This is a genomic window from Streptomyces sp. NPDC057617 (genome assembly GCF_042800555.1).
GTDB lineage: Bacteria > Actinomycetota > Actinomycetes > Streptomycetales > Streptomycetaceae > Streptomyces.
Genome location: NZ_JBHVGV010000001.1, coordinates 252,020 through 267,516, shown reverse-complemented (window position 1 = coordinate 267,516; position 15,497 = coordinate 252,020). Strand labels below are relative to the sequence as shown.

General features: G+C 71.3%; 10 protein-coding genes. 7 read left to right on the top strand and 3 right to left on the bottom strand.

What is annotated here, in order from left to right:
- Positions 1 to 9: 9 nt before the first annotated feature.
- Complete coding sequence (locus ACFU9P_RS01135; protein ID WP_384076890.1) at positions 10 to 1,158, bottom strand: anion permease; 1,149 nt, start codon at positions 1,156 to 1,158, stop codon at positions 10 to 12.
- A 388-nt stretch (positions 1,159 to 1,546) separates the two neighbouring features.
- Here ACFU9P_RS01135 and ACFU9P_RS01130 point away from each other — a divergent pair, with 388 nt between their 5' ends.
- The 5 genes from ACFU9P_RS01130 (at position 1,547) to ACFU9P_RS01110 (ending at position 11,008) form a co-directional block, all read left to right on the top strand.
- Positions 1,547 to 4,438, top strand: coding sequence for a carbohydrate-binding protein (locus tag ACFU9P_RS01130; protein ID WP_384076887.1), 2,892 nt, complete (start codon positions 1,547 to 1,549; stop codon positions 4,436 to 4,438).
- A 20-nt stretch (positions 4,439 to 4,458) separates the two neighbouring features.
- Positions 4,459 to 7,188, top strand: coding sequence for a ThuA domain-containing protein (locus ACFU9P_RS01125; RefSeq protein ID WP_376381970.1), 2,730 nt, complete (start codon positions 4,459 to 4,461; stop codon positions 7,186 to 7,188).
- A gap of 302 nt (positions 7,189 to 7,490) precedes the next feature.
- Positions 7,491 to 8,918: a polyprenol phosphomannose-dependent alpha 1,6 mannosyltransferase MptB gene (mptB, locus tag ACFU9P_RS01120; protein ID WP_384076883.1), complete on the top strand. Its 1,428-nt coding sequence runs from the start codon at positions 7,491 to 7,493 to the stop codon at positions 8,916 to 8,918.
- Entirely contained in the window at positions 8,915 to 10,177 is a 1,263-nt protein-coding gene (locus ACFU9P_RS01115; RefSeq protein WP_384076880.1) for a glycosyltransferase 87 family protein, read from the top strand. Before mptB ends, ACFU9P_RS01115 begins: the two co-directional genes overlap by 4 nt.
- Positions 10,178 to 10,261: 84 nt before the next feature.
- Complete coding sequence (locus ACFU9P_RS01110) at positions 10,262 to 11,008, top strand: DUF4232 domain-containing protein (RefSeq protein ID WP_384076877.1); 747 nt, start codon at positions 10,262 to 10,264, stop codon at positions 11,006 to 11,008.
- Positions 11,009 to 11,070: 62 nt separating this feature from the next.
- On the opposite strand, the gene ACFU9P_RS01105 is transcribed toward ACFU9P_RS01110, so the two are convergent.
- Together ACFU9P_RS01105 and ACFU9P_RS01100 are read right to left on the bottom strand one after the other, a co-directional pair.
- Positions 11,071 to 12,618 (bottom strand): CAP domain-containing protein, encoded by a 1,548-nt coding sequence (locus ACFU9P_RS01105; protein WP_384076874.1) that lies wholly within the window; start codon positions 12,616 to 12,618, stop codon positions 11,071 to 11,073.
- A 113-nt stretch (positions 12,619 to 12,731) separates the two neighbouring features.
- Entirely contained in the window at positions 12,732 to 13,802 is a 1,071-nt protein-coding gene (locus ACFU9P_RS01100; RefSeq protein WP_384076871.1) for a ferric reductase-like transmembrane domain-containing protein, read from the bottom strand.
- 152 nt (positions 13,803 to 13,954) lie between these two features.
- Here ACFU9P_RS01100 and ACFU9P_RS01095 point away from each other — a divergent pair, with 152 nt between their 5' ends.
- Together ACFU9P_RS01095 and ACFU9P_RS01090 are read left to right on the top strand one after the other, a co-directional pair.
- Positions 13,955 to 14,626 (top strand): hypothetical protein, encoded by a 672-nt coding sequence (locus tag ACFU9P_RS01095; protein ID WP_384076868.1) that lies wholly within the window; start codon positions 13,955 to 13,957, stop codon positions 14,624 to 14,626.
- A gap of 232 nt (positions 14,627 to 14,858) precedes the next feature.
- Positions 14,859 to 15,494, top strand: a complete 636-nt coding sequence (locus ACFU9P_RS01090; protein ID WP_376381956.1) for a sigma-70 family RNA polymerase sigma factor — start codon at positions 14,859 to 14,861, stop codon at positions 15,492 to 15,494.
- Positions 15,495 to 15,497 lie beyond the last annotated feature (3 nt).

The following is a 15,497-nucleotide window of genomic DNA, read 5'->3' as shown; positions in this document are numbered from 1 at the left end:
TTCCGCCCCTCATACGTTCGCCTTCGCCGCGCGGGAGGAGCGGACCTTGACGGTGTGCTCGTCGTTGACATTGCCCGCGTTCACCGGATGGCGCCGGGAGACGATCACGATGAAGGTCGCCACGGCCGCGGCGGCCAGGGCGACCACGATGGTGCCGGCCGTCCCGCCGTATACGACCATGACGGCGGCGAGCGCGCCCACGGCCGCCGCCGCGGGCAGAGTGACACACCAGCCGATGACCATCCGCCCGGCGATTCCCCAGCGCACCTCCGCCAGCCGCCGGCCGAGACCCGCGCCGAGGATGGCACCGGAGCAGACCTGGGTGGTGGAGAGCGCGAAGCCGAGATGGGCCGAGGTCAGGATCACGGTCGTGGCGGACGATTCGGCCGTGAAGCCCTGCGGGGGGCGGATGTCGGTGAGCCCCTTGCCCATGGTCCTGATGATGCGCCAGCCGCCGAGGTACGTCCCGAGGGCGATGGCCAGACCGGCGGACGTGATCACCCACAGCGGGGGGCCCGCGTCGGGCGCGAGCGCGCCCGCGGAGATCAGGGTGAGGGTGATGACGCCCATGGTCTTCTGCGCGTCATTGGTGCCGTGCGCGATGGAGACCAGCGAGGCGGAGACGACCTGCCCCAGCCGGAAGCCCCGGTTGACGGAGTCCTCCCGGCCCCGGGTGGTGATCCGGTAGGCGAGATACGTCGCCAGCAGCGCGGCCAGACCGGCGACCAGCGGTGACGCGACGGCCGGAAGAATGATCTTTTCGAGGACCACGTCGAAGTGCACACCGTGCCGTCCCGCACCCACCCACACGGCACCGATCAGCCCCCCGAACAGGGCGTGCGAGGAACTGGACGGAAGCCCCATCAGCCAGGTCGCCAGATTCCACAGGGTCGCGCCGATCAGCCCGGCGAAGACCATGCCCGGTGTGACCAGACTGTCGTTCACGATGCCGCCGGAGATCGTTCTGGCCACCGCGGTGGAGAGGAACGCGCCCGCGAGATTGAGTACACCGCTGATCAGGACCGCGACCTTGGGGCGCAGGGCCCCGGTGGCGATCGAGGTCGCCATGGCGTTGGCGGTGTCGTGGAACCCGTTGGTGAAGTCGAACGCCAGAGCGGTCAGGATCACCACTGTCACAAGAAAGGTGATGTGGTCCATTCGCCTCATACAAGCCTGTCACGGGGTGCCCCTCCGACAGGCGCCGTGGGGACACCGGGTGCTTCCTTCCAAAGGATGAGTGGATCAGCCACTTCACGGCGTCTTCACGGAGTGCGCACGGTGTGCGGTGCGGGGCGCGCCGGTGGCCGGTTCCGGGATTTTGACATTGCCTTGACAAATTAAGATCCCGTTGCCAGGCTGCAAAAACTCCACCGAGATCTCGCAATTACGTTGACGCCGCATCGAATCCGTTCCGCCAGACCGGTATGGCTGTTGCTCAGGTGACGGGACATCACCCGAGCGCAGGTTCTTCCACGAGTGACACGGCAGCCGCTGTCGTGCGCTCACGCCTGACTCAAAACCCCCGCAAGGTCAGGAAGGATGCTCCATGTCAGGACCGTCAGAACTTTCACGACTGTCTGGGCAGAGGCCGAGACGACGCCTCTGGTCACGATGGCTCACCGCGTTGGCACTGATCGTCGGCGGTGGCGCCGTCGCGCTGCCGGCGGTCGGTGGCCCGGCAGCCGTCGCGGCCCCCGCGGCGCCCGCGGTCATTCCGCCGGGTGACTACCAGCAGGTACAACTCGCCCTGGGCGGCGCCGAACTGGGCGAAGCGATGTCGCTCGCGGTGCTGCCCGACCGTGCCGTCGTCCACACCGCCCGGGACGGCACGGTCCGGTTCACGGACGCCGCAGGCAACACCAAGACGGCCGGCAAGCTGGACGTCTACACGCATGACGAGGAAGGGCTCCAGGGCATAGCCGCCGACCCCGGCTTCGCCACGAACCGCTATCTCTACCTGTACTACTCGCCCAAGCTGAACACCCCCGGCGGCGACGCCCCCGTCACCGGCAGCGCGGCCTCCTTCGAACCGTGGAAGGGCCACCTCAACCTCTCCCGGTTCACCCTGAAGACCGACGGCACCCTCGACATGGCGAGCGAGAAGGTCGTCCTCGAAGTGCCCAACGACCGCGGCCAGTGCTGCCACGTCGGTGGTGACATCGACTTCGACGCCGCCGGGAACCTGTATCTGACCACCGGCGACGACACCAACCCGTTCGAGTCGGCCGGCTACGCGCCGATCGACGAACGGACCGACCGGAACCCGCAGTTCGACGCCCAGCGCTCCTCGGGCAACACCAACGACCTGCGCGGCAAGGTTCTCAGGATCAAGCCCACGGCCGCCGGCGGCTACACCGTCCCGGCCGGGAACCTGTTCGCCCCCGGTACGGCCAACACCCGGCCCGAGATCTACGCGATGGGCTTCCGCAACCCCTTCCGGATGTCCGTCGACAAGGCCACCGGCATCGTCTACCTCGGCGACTACGGCCCCGACGCCGGAGGCACCGACGGCGGCGGGCGCGGCCCCAGCGGCCAGGTCGAGTTCAACCGCATCACCGCGCCGGGCAACTACGGCTGGCCGTACTGCACCGGTACGAACACCGCCGCCGAGACCTACGGTGAGTACACCTTCCCGAGCGGTCCCTCAGGGGCGAAGTACAACTGCGCCGGCGGCCCGGCCAACAACTCCTTCCGCAACACCGGCCAGGCCACGCTGCCCGCGGCCAAGCCGGCCTGGATCAAGTACGGCGGCGACGCCGGATCCCCGCCCGAGTTCGGCGGTGGCTCCGAGTCGCCCATGGGCGGACCGGTCTACCGCTACGACCCGAACCTGAACTCCAATGTGAAGTTCCCGCAGTCGCTCAACGGTTACTTCTTCGCCGCTGAGTACGGCCGGAAGTGGATCAAGCCCATCGAGGTGAAGGCCGACGGCACCCCCGGTGTCATCGAGAGCTTCCCGTGGACGGGTACCCAGGTCATGGACCAGGCCTTCGGTCCGGACGGCGCGCTGTACGTCCTCGACTACGGCACCGGCGCCAACAACCAGGCCCTGTACCGGATCGAGTACATCGGCGGCAGCAACCGCAACCCGGTCGCCGCAGCGGCCGCCGACAAGACCTCGGGAGCCGTCCCGCTCACCGTCCAGTTCTCCTCGGCGGGCAGCTCCGACCCCGAGGGCAAGGCCCTGACGTACTCGTGGAACTTCGGCGACGGCACCACCTCCACCGCCGCCAACCCGAGCAAGACCTACACCACCGCCGGCACCTTCCGGCCGACCCTCACCGTCAGGGACCCCGAAGGGCTGACCGGCACCGCGAGCCTGGTGGTGACGGCGGGCAACACCGCGCCCACCGTCAATCTCACCGGACCCAAGGACGGTGAACTGTTCTCCTTCGGCGACACCGTGCCCTTCACGGTCAGCGTCAGTGACCCGGAGGACGGCGCCATCGACTGCACCAAGGTCAAGGTGACCTACCTCCTCGGCCATGACGAGCACCGGCACGCGATCACCTCGAAGAACGGCTGCACCGGTACGCTCGCGATCCCGACCGACGGCGAGCACGACACCGCCGCCAACATCTACGGGGTCTTCGACGCCGAGTACACCGACGCGGCCGGACTGACCTCGCACAGCATCCGTGTCCTCCAGCCCCGCCACCGGCAGGGCGAGCACTTCAGCGCCCAGTCCGGCATCGAGGTCGCCGCGCACGGCAACGCCGAGGGCGGTGCCACGGTCGGCTTCACCGACAACGGCGACTGGATCTCCTTCAAGCCCTACGCGCTCGGCAACGCCAACAGGTTCACCGCCCGGGTCTCCTCCGGCGGCCCCGGCGGCACCATCGAGGTACGGGCGGGCTCGGCCACCGGCACCCTGCTCGGCACGGCCACCGTGGCGCCGACCGGCGGCTGGGAGACCTTCACCGATGTCTCGGCCACGCTGACCAACGCTCCGGCCGCGTCAACGGAACTGTTCCTGGTCTTCAAGGGCCCCACGGGCCAGGGCAACCTCTTCGACATCGACGCCTTCACCTTCGCCACCGGCACCACCCCCGCCGGGCAGACCGTGGAGGGCGAGTCGTACACCTCGTCGCTGGGCGTCCAGGCCGCCGACCACGCCGCGGCCAGCGGCGGCAAGACGCTCGGCTACATCGAGAACGGTGACTGGGCGGGCTACGCCTCCGTCCCCACCGCCGGGACCAAGACCTTCAGCGCGAAGGTCTCCTCGGCCGGGGCCGGCGGCACCATCCAGGTCCGTTCCGGCTCGGCCACCGGACCACTGCTCGGCTCGGTCGCCGTACCGGTGACCGGCGGCTGGGAGACCTTCACCAATGTCTCCACCGCCCTGACCGGTACCGCCAGTTCGGGAGCGCTGTTCCTCTCCTTCACCGGTGGCGCCGGATCCCTGTTCGACATCGACACCCTCACCCTCACCAAGTGACGAGCGGGAAAGGGACAGTGATGCTTCATCAGCTACGCCGGCTCCCGTCGGCCGCTGCCTCGGCCTTCGTGGTCGCGCTCGCGCTCGTCGGGGCGTTCCTGACACCGGCCGTGACCGCGCAGGCCGCCGACCCGGCCTACAAGGTCCTCGTCTTCTCCAAGACGGCGGGCTTCCGCCACGACTCCATCCCGGCCGGTACCCAGGCCATTCGTGACCTCGGCGCGGCCAACAACTTCACGGTCACGGCCACCGAGGACAGCGCGGCCTTCACCACGGCCAATCTGGCCCAGTTCAAGACGGTGGTGTTCCTCAGCACCACCGGCGACGTGCTCAACGACACCCAGCAGTCGGCCCTCCAGTCGTACCTCGACGGTGGCGGCGGCTATGTCGGGGTGCACGCGGCGGCCGACACCGAGTACGGCTGGCCGCAGTACGAGGGGATCGTCGGCGCCTGGTTCAAGAGCCACCCCGCGATCCAGCAGGCCACGCTCAAGACCGAGGACCGGACCCACGCGGCCACCTCGCATCTCGGCACGACCTGGTCGCGCTCCGACGAGTGGTACAACTACCGCACCAACCCCCGCGCCAATGTCCATGTGCTCCAGAGCCTGGACGAAGGCAGCTACAGCGGCGGGGAGATGAGCGGTGACCACCCCATCACCTGGTGCCACCCGCAGGGCAACGGCCGGTCCTTCTACACCGGGCTCGGGCACACCACCGAGTCGTACGCCGACCCGGCCTTCCGCTCCCTGCTGCTCGGCGGCATCCGCTACGCGGCCGGCTTCGCCAAGGCCGACTGCCGCGCGGAGACCGGATACACCCCGCTCTACAACGGCTCCACCACCGGCTGGTCGCAGGCGGGCCCCGGCAGCTTCACCAACACCGACGCCACCCTCACCTCCACGGGCGGCATGGGGCTGTACTGGTACCAGGCCAAGGAGTTCAAGTCGTACTCCCTGAAGCTGGACTGGCGGATGCCCGGGGACGACAACTCCGGTGTGTTCGTGGGCTTCCCCTCGTCCACCGACCCCAACTCGGCGGTGAACCAGGGGTACGAGATCCAGATCGACGCCACCGACACCCCGGACAAGACCACCGGCTCCATCTACGGGTTCAAGTCGGCGGACCTCGCGGCCCGGGACGGCGCACTCAACCCGCCGGGGGCGTGGAACACGTACGAGATCCGGGTGGAGGGGGAGCGGCTCCAGGTCTTCCTCAACGGTGTGAAGATCAATGACTTCACCAACACCGACCCCGTGCGCTCCCTCCAGCAGGGATACATCGGCATCCAGAACCACGGCACCGGTGACGATGTGTCCTTCCGCAATATCCGGATCAAGGAGCTGGGCGGCGGCAACCCCAACCCCACCCCGTCCACGTACGAGGGCGAGTCGTACACCTCGTCCGCCGGTGTCCAGCCCGCCGACCACGCCTCGGCCAGCGGCGGCAGGACCCTCGGCTACATCGAGAACGGCGACTGGGCCGGCTACTCCCAGGCGTCCCTCAACGGCGCCACCAACTTCACCGCGAAGGTCTCCTCCGGCGGCGCGGGCGGCACCCTCCAGGTCCGCTCCGGCTCGGCCACCGGACCACTGCTCGGCTCGGTGACCGTACCGAACACCGGCGGCTGGGAGAACTTCAGAACCCTCTCCACCCCGCTGGCCGGCACACCCACCGGACCGGTCTTCCTCACCTTCACCGGCGGGGCGGGCTCCCTGTTCGACATCGACACCTTCACGCTGGACAGGCCGGCGGCGTTAGATGCCCCGGCGAAAGCCGCTCTGTCGAACAATGTCCATCTCTTCTACTACCCGTGGTACGGCAGCCCCGCCAAATACGGCAGCTACCGCCACTGGCAGCAGGGCGGCCGCACCCCGCCGCAGGACATCGGCGCCGACCTCTACCCGAAGCTCGGCGCGTACGACTCCGGCGACTACACCGGAGCCGTCGCCCAGCACATGAAGTGGGTCAAGCAGTCCGGCGCCGGCGTGATCGTCTACAGCTGGTGGGGCAGGGGCGGTTACGAGGACACCCTCGCCAGGGGCGTTCTCGACGCGGCCCAGCGCGAAGGCATCAAGGTGGCCTGGCACATCGAGCCCTACTCGGGCCGCACCGCGGCCTCGGTGGTGTCCGACATCCAGTATCTGAACGCCACGTACGGCAGCCACCCCGCCTACTACCGCGACGCCGAACACAACAACCGCCCCGCGTTCTACATCTTCGAGAGCCTGAGGATCACGGACTGGGCGGCGCTCGACCAGGTCACCCAGACCAACTCGGTCCTGGCACAGACCACCGACACCAGCAAGATCGCGCACTTCTCGGGGCTCTACACCTATGACGGCATCGCGGGCGCCACGGCCCCCGGCTGGAAGCAGGCCGGAGACTACGCGCGCGCGAACGGACTGATCTGGGCCCCCTCGGTCGCCCCCGGCTATATCGACGACCGCGCGGTACCGGGCAACACCACCCCCACCCTCGGCAGGGCCAACGGCGCCACATACGACAAGGAGTGGAACAACGCGCTCGACCCCGCCATCGGCGGATCGCCCACCTGGGTCTCCGTCACCTCCTTCAACGAGTGGCACGAGGGCAGCTCCATCGAGCCGGCCTCGTCCGCACCGCCCGGCGGCTTCGGCTACCAGACCTTCTCGGGCGCGTACGGCAGGACCGGCGCCGATGCCGAGAACGCCTATCTCGACCGTACGAAGTACTGGGTGAACCAGTTCAGCGCACGGCGAGTGCGCTGACGCGCGAAGGATGCCTGACCCCAAGTGACAGACCCACGCAGTGAGATGGGCCCCGGCGACCCCGGGGCCCATCCCCGTTCCCAGCCCAGTCCCCGTTCCCGTTCCCGTTCCCGTTCCCGTTCCCGTTCCCGTTCCCGTTCCCGTTCCCGTTCCCGAACGTCCCTCCCGCCCCGCCCGCCCCTCCCGGTCCAAACCTCCCGGGCGCCCCTCCCGTACGGACTTAAGGCGGTGGCTATGCGTAGGCCACCGGCCGGTGGCGGGGGCGTCGCCTTCCGGCCACCACCTCCTGCAAGCCTCCACAGATGCTCGCCCTGAACGCGGATGTGGACCCGAACCGATGCCGGACGTTGGGGCTCGCGGGTTCCGCAGCGCTCACCGTGGGCGGCCTGACCGCGGGCGCCCTGCCGGTACGCGATGCCCTCCTGCCCACCTCCGGCCGCGCCGCGCTGGGCGTGCTCTGCGCGTACTTCGGGCTCGTCCTGCTGATCGCGGCCTGGTGGTGGCTCGGCCGCGCGGTACGCGGCCCCCGGCCCCCCACACCGCGCTCCCTGCTGCTGACCCTCGGCACCTGGGCGGCACCCCTGGTGCTCGGACCGCCCCTGTTCAGCCGGGACGTCTACAGCTATCTCGCCCAGGGAGCCATGGTCGACGCGCAGATCGACGTCTACACCCACGGACCCGCGCAGCTCGGCGGTCCGCTCGCCACCGAAGTGGCCCCCGTCTGGCAGAACACCCCGGCGCCCTATGGCCCGGTGTTCCTCGCCGCAGCCGCCAAGGCCGCCGACCTCGCCCATGTCGACATGTCCGCCGGGATCCTCGGTATGCGGCTGGTCGCACTGCTCGGCGTGGGACTGATGATCGCCTTCCTGCCGCTGCTCGCCGACCGCTGCGGGGTGGAGCGCTCCGCCGCCCTCTGGCTCGGCGCGCTCAACCCGCTCGTCCTGCTCCATCTGATCGCGGGCGCCCACAACGACGCCCTCATGCTGGGGCTGCTCGGCGCCGGACTTGTGGCGGCGCTGGGCGGCTGGCCCGCCAGAGCCGCGTTCCTCGTCTCCCTCGGCGCCCTGGTCAAGGCGCCCGCGGCGCTCGGACTGCTCGCGGTCGTGGTCCTGTGGTCCGGCCACTTCACCGGACGCGCCCGTACGCTCAGAGCCGCCGCCCTGACCTGCGCCATCGCCCTCGCCACCACAGCGGCCGTGACCGCCGTGACCGGCACCGGCTACGGCTGGCTCACCGCGCTGAGCACCCCCGTATCACCCGACAACTGGTCACTGACCAGCGGACTCGGCCGGCTCAGCGGCGCCCTGCTGGACTCCGTGGGCAGCGGCTTCGCCGATCTGGCCGTACCGGCGTGGCGGTGGCTCGGCCTCTTGGCCACCGCCGTCGCCATCGGGTTCCTGTGGCTGCGCCGGGTCCGTCTCGGCCCGGTGTACGCCCTGGCCCTCTCCCTGCTCGCGCTCTTCGCGCTGGGCCCGGCCTTCCGGCCGTGGTACGCGATCTGGGGCCTGTTCCTGATCGCCGCCGCCGCGCCGGACGGGCGGGTACGGCGCTGGGCCGCGGGTGGCAGCGGCGTCCTCGCCCTGGGCCTGCTGCCCAGCGGATATCCGCCGGACGGCATGCAGTTGACCCTCGCCGTGGGCGGCGGCGCGCTCGCGCTGCTCGCGCTCTGGTGGATGTTCGAGATGTCCGCCCCCGGCGGTGTGCCCTCGCGGACGCAGGCCGCCTCATGAGGGGCCCGCGCCGCGCCCTGGCGAGTCCCGCCGGGCGGATCACCATAGCCGTGTGCCTCGTCGTGGCCACCGCCGTCTTCCTCGCGACCGTCCCGCTGCACCGGGACTTCTTCGACGTCGGTGTCTACTACGGCACGGTCGGCGAGTGGGTCCATCACGAGGGCCGGATCTACGACTACCTCGTGCCCGGCACCCACTACGGCTTCACCTACCCGCCGTTCGCCGCCGTGTCCATGCTGCCCATGGCCCTGGTCTCCTGGCCGGTCGCCGTCGGCATCAGCATCACGCTCAGCGTGGCCGCGTCGGTGCTGCTGCTGCACTGGCTCGTGGGCCCGCTCATCCAACGCGTCTGCTCCGTACGGTGGTTCGCGTTCGTCGTGGCCGCCTGCATGTTCGCGCTGCTCGAACCGGTCCGCGACACCTTCAGCTTCGGCCAGGTCAACCTGCTGCTCGTCGCCCTGGTCTTCACCGACGCCCGGCTGCTGGCCACCGGACGCGGCCGGTACGCGGGCATCGGCATCGGCCTCGCCTCCGCGATCAAGCTCACCCCCGCTCTCTTCATCCTCTATCTGCTGATCACCGGCCGAAGACGGCAGGCCGGCATCGCGGCGGGCACGGCGTGCGGCGCGACGCTGCTCGCCGCCCTGATCGACCCCGGTGCCACCCGTATCTTCTGGACCGACGCCCTCTGGAACACCGACCGCGTCGGCTCGCTCAGCTATGTCTCCAACCAGTCCCTGCAAGGCGTCCTCGCCCGCCTCCAGCCCGACCACCCCAGCCGTGCGCTCTGGCTGGCCTGCGTCCTCGCCGTCCTCGCGCTCTGGGCGTACCGCGCCCGCGCCGCCGTCCGTGACGGTGACGACCGCGCCGGATTCGCCCTGACCGCGCTCGCCGCCTGCCTGGTCAGCCCGGTCACCTGGGTCCACCATCTGGTCTGGGTGATCCCGGCCCTCGTCGTCCTGACGGACAGCGCCCTGCGCCGCGAACAGCGGGAGCGCCGGGCCCTGTTGGCGGTGTGCGCGGTGCTGTACGTGATCCTGTGCAGCAGCGTGGTGTGGCTCTGGCGCTGGGACTCGACCGGTCTCGGCGCCTTCCTCGGCGCCAACGCCTATGTCTGGATCACCCTCGGCCTGCTGCTCGTACGGCCCTGGCCGCACAGCCGGCCGGTGCCCGAGACGACACCCCTGGCCGCCGAGGCGCCCCTGAACCCCGGAGATGTGAGCGAGGGGCTTGCCGGCGGGGCGGGCGCCGCCAGATAAGCGGGGGCATGGCGTCGGTGGTGCCGCCATTCCGGGTATACGTACGGCGGGAACCCGTGCGTCGTCGATGGGCAGGTGGACCGTATGTCCGATCTCTTCCATGGCTCCAGGACACCGGCCGGCGAGGCCGCGGGGAGACGGCCGGTACGGATCCGCAGAGCGGCCCGTGGGGCGGCGGTGGCGGCCACGGTGATCGCGCTCGGCTTCGGTACGGCGGCGTGCGGCGGGGGAGCGGACCCGGTCTCCGGCTCCGGGGCGTCCAGCTCGGGAACCGTGCCGCGGACCGGCGGTACGGAGGGGACACCGGCTCCACCGAGCACGCCTCCGGCGTCTTCGTCCTCGGCGTCCACGGGCCCGGACCAACCGGTGCCCTCGGTCTCCGCCTCTTCTCCGATCCCTTCGCCTTTGTCCGCCCCTTCGGCGCTGTCCGCGTCGCGGTGTACGGCCGACCGGCTCGAGCTGAGTCTGAGCGCGCCGGACGCGGGCGCGGGCAATATCCGCTACGACCTGCGGCTCATCAACAAGGGGCCGGCCGCCTGCGTCCTGCTGGGCTTCCCGGGCGTCTCTCTCCTGGCCGGCGACGGTGCCATGATCGGCCGTCCCGCCACTCGCGAGGGTGAGCGGCTTCCCGCGGTACGGCTGGCGCCGGGCGGCACCGCGGATGTCACCCTGCACACCCTGAACAAGGGCATCAACGGGACGTCCTGCTGGCCCGTTCCCGCCCTGCTGAGGATCTATCCGCCGGGGTCCAAGGACGCCATGACGCTCCGTACGGACTTGCCGGTCGTCTGCGGGGGCACCTTCACGACCACGGCGGTGCGGTCGGGCTGAGGGCCCGGGGCGGGGAGCTTGCGCGGGTGGCGGTGCGGTGGGCGGTGCGGCAGCGGTGGCGGTCAGGCCTGGCCGAAGAGCTGCGTCCAGTACGTGCCGGCCGGGCCGCCGCCCGCGAAGCCGATACCGATATGGGTGAAGTCCGGTTTGAGGATATTGGCCCGGTGGCCCGGACTGTTCATCCAGCCCCGGACCACCTCGCGCGGGCTCCGCTGGCCGCACGCGATGTTCTCGCCGATGCCCCGGTGGGTGGCGCCCGCGGCCGCCGCGCGGTCCCAGGGCTCCAGCCCTTCGGGCGAGGTGTGCGCATAGAAGGCGCGCGCGGCCATGTCGGCGCTGTAGGCCTGCGCGGCCGACGCCAGCCGCCGGTCATCGGCCAGCGGCCGGAGCCCGGCGGCGGTCCGCTCCGCGTTGGTGAGGGCGACGACCTCGGCGGCCGTCCGTACCAGCCCGTCCGAGGTGAAGGGGCACGCCCACAACGCCGTCCAGTAGACATCGCCCGAGCGGCTGTCGACGGCCTGGCCGACACCGGCCTCGGTGAGCGCCGGATCGTACAGCGCTTCCCGGGTCCGCTCGCCGCTGAGGCAGTACTCCACGAACTCGCCGGGCGTACGGGGCCCCGAGACAAGGTGCTGATCGATCCGGATATAGCGGTAACCGGCCGCGGTGACCCGCTGGAACACGGACACCCCGTCCGCGCCTTCGGCCCCGAGCCGCCGCTGCCCGGCCATCACCGCGGCATGGGCCCGGGCGGCGCCGGAGAGCCGTCGGTCCAGCACGACGGCGGGCAGCCCGGCCCGCAGCCGCACATCCCGGACAAGCTCGCCGAACTCCCCGGCACCGCCGGGCAGGTTGGAGACCCCGGCGAGGCCGGGCGTACCGGACGCGCCGGATGCTCCGGCGCGCCCACCGGACCAGCTCGGTGGTCCCGATGGGCCGCGCCCGCCGACCCGGCCGGCCCCGCCGAGCCCGCCCAGGAGGCCGCGTATGCCGGCTCTGCCGAGCGCCCTGGGTTCGTTGGACGGACCGGTCGCGCCGGACCGGCCCGGTGGCCCGGACGCGCCGCGTCCACCGGAGATGTCGGCCCGGCCGACGGCTCCCGGGGCCGAAGTCGCCGGCTCCTCGGTCACCTCCACACCGAAGTCGCGGGCGATTCCGGCCAGTCCGTCCGCGTACCCCTGCCCCAGTGCGCGCAGCTTCCAGCCCGGGCCACGGCGGTAGATCTCCGCCAGGAGCAGCACCCTCTCGTGCGCCGGGCGCGCGGGGGTGAAGCGGGCCAGTACGGTCCGCCCGCCGCCCCCTCGTACCGTCAGTACGGTCAGTACCGGCAGCGGCAGGCGGCCCAGCGCGGTGCCCGGATCGGCGGGGCTGACGACCACGGTGACACGGGTCGCTCCCGGCCGCAGCCGCCGCGGGTCCAGCTCGGCGCGGCCTTCGTACAGCCGGACGCCGGGGGCCGACGGCTGGTTGTAGAAGACGAAGTCGCCGTCCCCGCCGACCTTTCCGCTGTCGTCCGTGATGAGGAGCGACAGATCGAACGGGCCCGGCACCTCGACCGTCAGCGCCGTGTCCGGCAGGGGCAGATTCCCTCCGGGGACCAACTCGGCCATCGCCACCGCCCGCCCGTTCCATTCCGTTCCGTACGCCGTCCCCTGGGGAAACGTCCGGAACGGCCGCGCCGGTTCCGGCCGTTCCGCCCCGGTGCCGGCCCGGAGCGTCCCGCTCAGTCGTGGTTGTGCGTGGAGGAGGTGTCGGCCGGTGGAACCGTACGCCCGCCGTCACGCCCGCTGACGATCACAGCGAGGAGCGCGACGACCACCCCGGCCACCACCAGGCGCCCGCCCAGCCGCAGCCCCCAGACCGCGCGCGGGCCGGTGCCCGCGCCGGGGCCCGACAGCCGCTCGGAACGGCGCGCGGGCCGCAGCAGCCGTGCCAGCAGCAGTGCGGCGATGGGCAGTTGCAGCAGCCAGACCGAGGTCCGGAACCAGCCGTCGTACCAGACGTTCGTGCCGTACAGCAGGGTGTGCCACACGCTCAGCACGTACACGACGATCACGAACCGGTGCAGCACGCGCCAGGTCTTGGGGCCGATGCGGTGCCTGACGTAGAAGAGCAGCCCGAGCGGGACGGCCAGATAGAGGGCCGCCTGGCCGACCGGGATGGCGATCTGGCCCGTACCCGAGGAGTAGCCGCCCGGTACGAACGACTCGACGAAGGCGGACCAGAGCCGGGAGAGCCAGCCCGAGGTGTCGTGCCGTACCAACTCCGCGGCGAAGAACAGGGCATGGGCGACGATCAGGGCGATCGTATTGAGGCTGGTCGTCCGGTGGAGCCGTTCCAGACGCTGCGCCGACAGCGGCAGCCGGGCCGGCCGGGGCCCGGAGAGCAGCAGTCCCAGGACGACCGTGCCCCACGCCCACAGGAGCGCCGCCCAGCCGAAGGCCTGGCTGAGGAAGTACATCCAGAAGCCGCCCGCGTCGGCCATGAAGGGCATCACGGTCACGGTCGAGGAGGTCTTCGCCTTGATACGGGCGTAGAGCAGGGCGAAGACGGCCGCGGTCACGGCCAGGGCGATCAGACCGTCCGGTATCGACGCTCTGAGATCGGATCTGAGGGTGACTCTGGACGTTGACGACGGCGACGGCGATGACGATGACGATGACGACGGGTCCGCGCCGGTCGCGGCAGCGGCAGCGTCAGGGGTAGTGGCAGCGGCAGCGTTATCGGCCTGGGCGGTCGTGGCGGCGGGCGGGTCCGCCGGCTCGGGTGCGGCGGGTGCGGGGGACGGCTTCATCAGGGCGGCCTTCTCGGTGGCTTCGGCGGGTTACCCCAGGAGTCGGGTGCCGGACCCGGAAAGTTCCCGGCGATTTCCTGTGACATGGATCACAATATTGGGGGTCACCTGCCCTTTTCCGACGCTGCGTCACGAGTGACACGATGGCAGTCATGAGAGCCGGGCCCCCACTCCGTCTCACACGCGCCGTGGTGTTCGCGGCCGTGTGCGTAGCGGTGTCCGGGCTCGGTCACGCCCTCCAGTCCGACACCCCGCTGCCGTGGCCCGCCCCGGCTCTCGCGCTGGTCGTCACGGGCGCCGTGGGCTGGTGGCTGGCGGGACGTGAGCGCGGTGCCCCCGCGATTGTCGGCGCCAGCACGGTGGGACAGGTCGTACTGCACGCCCTGTTCAGTTGGACCCATGTCTTCCTGCCGGACGCCACGGAGTCCCGGGCCATGGCCATGCCGGGCATGGGGCGTCCGGGTACGGCGGCGGCGCACGCCCACGCCGGAACGGCCGAGGGGGCGGCGGATCTTCCGGCGCTCCTGCTGGCCTTCGACGGCCACTCCCTGACCTCCGGCATGGCCCTCGCCCACCTGGTGGCGGGGCTGCTGTGCGGCTGGTGGCTGTGGCGCGGAGAGGCGGCGGTCCTCCAACTCGGGCGCTCGCTCGCCCTGTTCGTCAGTGCCCCGCTGCGGCTCGCCTGGCGGGTGCTGTCCGCCGCCGCACCGCGCCCGCCGCGGACCCGGAGCCCCGTACCGTACCGGCCCTGTCGCCCGCGCCGGTTCGTCGTGCTGTACGGCATCTCCCGCCGGGGGCCGCCACCGCTCCTGTCCTTCCTCTGACTCTCCGGCCGCACCCCGCAAGGCGCCCCCACGCCCGGACACTCCGGTGTCCCGGGTGTGCTTCGGCGCGCGCGGGTCCGGTTCCGCCGCGGCCGAGGGTCCCTCAGGCACGTACGCGTGCCTGTTCACAGGCATGCCGGTGATCCGCCGCTCCCCCCGGCGGTGAGCCGGCCACCGATGGCGCCCCGCCCGATCCGGCGCGGCGCCGCGAGGACGCTAAGGACCGAATGCGATGCCCACTGCCACACCGGCACACCCGCGCACCGTCGGATCCGCCCACCGCGACGGCGAGATCACCGCATGGGCGCTGGCCGCAGGCACCGGTGACCGCGAGGCCGCCGAGCGCTTCGTGCGCGCGACCTACGACGACGTACGCCGGTTCGTCGCACATCTCAGCGCCGATGTGCCCGGCGCCGACGACCTGGCCCAGGAGACCTATCTGCGGGCCCTGACCAGCCTGGCGAAGTTCGCGGGCCGCTCCTGCGCGCGCACCTGGCTGCTGTCCATCGCGCGGTGTGTGGTCGTCGACCGCTACCGCAGCGCGGCCGCCCGGCCCCGGGTCGCCGACACCGCCGACTGGCAGACGGCGGCCGAGCGCGCGCAGCCGCGCCATCTGCCCGGCTTCGACGAGAGCGTCGCGGTGTTCGACGCGCTGGACGCGATGGACCCGTCACGGCGGGAGGCGTTCGTACTGACCCAGTTACTGGGTCTGTCGTACGCGGAGGCCGCCAGCGCCGCCGGCTGCCCGGTCGGTACGGTACGGTCCCGGGTCGCCCGCGCCCGCCGGGACCTCACCTCGGTCTGGCAGCCGGACACGGCGACTCTGAGTCTCCTTCCCGGCCGCGCCCCGGCCGTACTCTCGCCATAACTC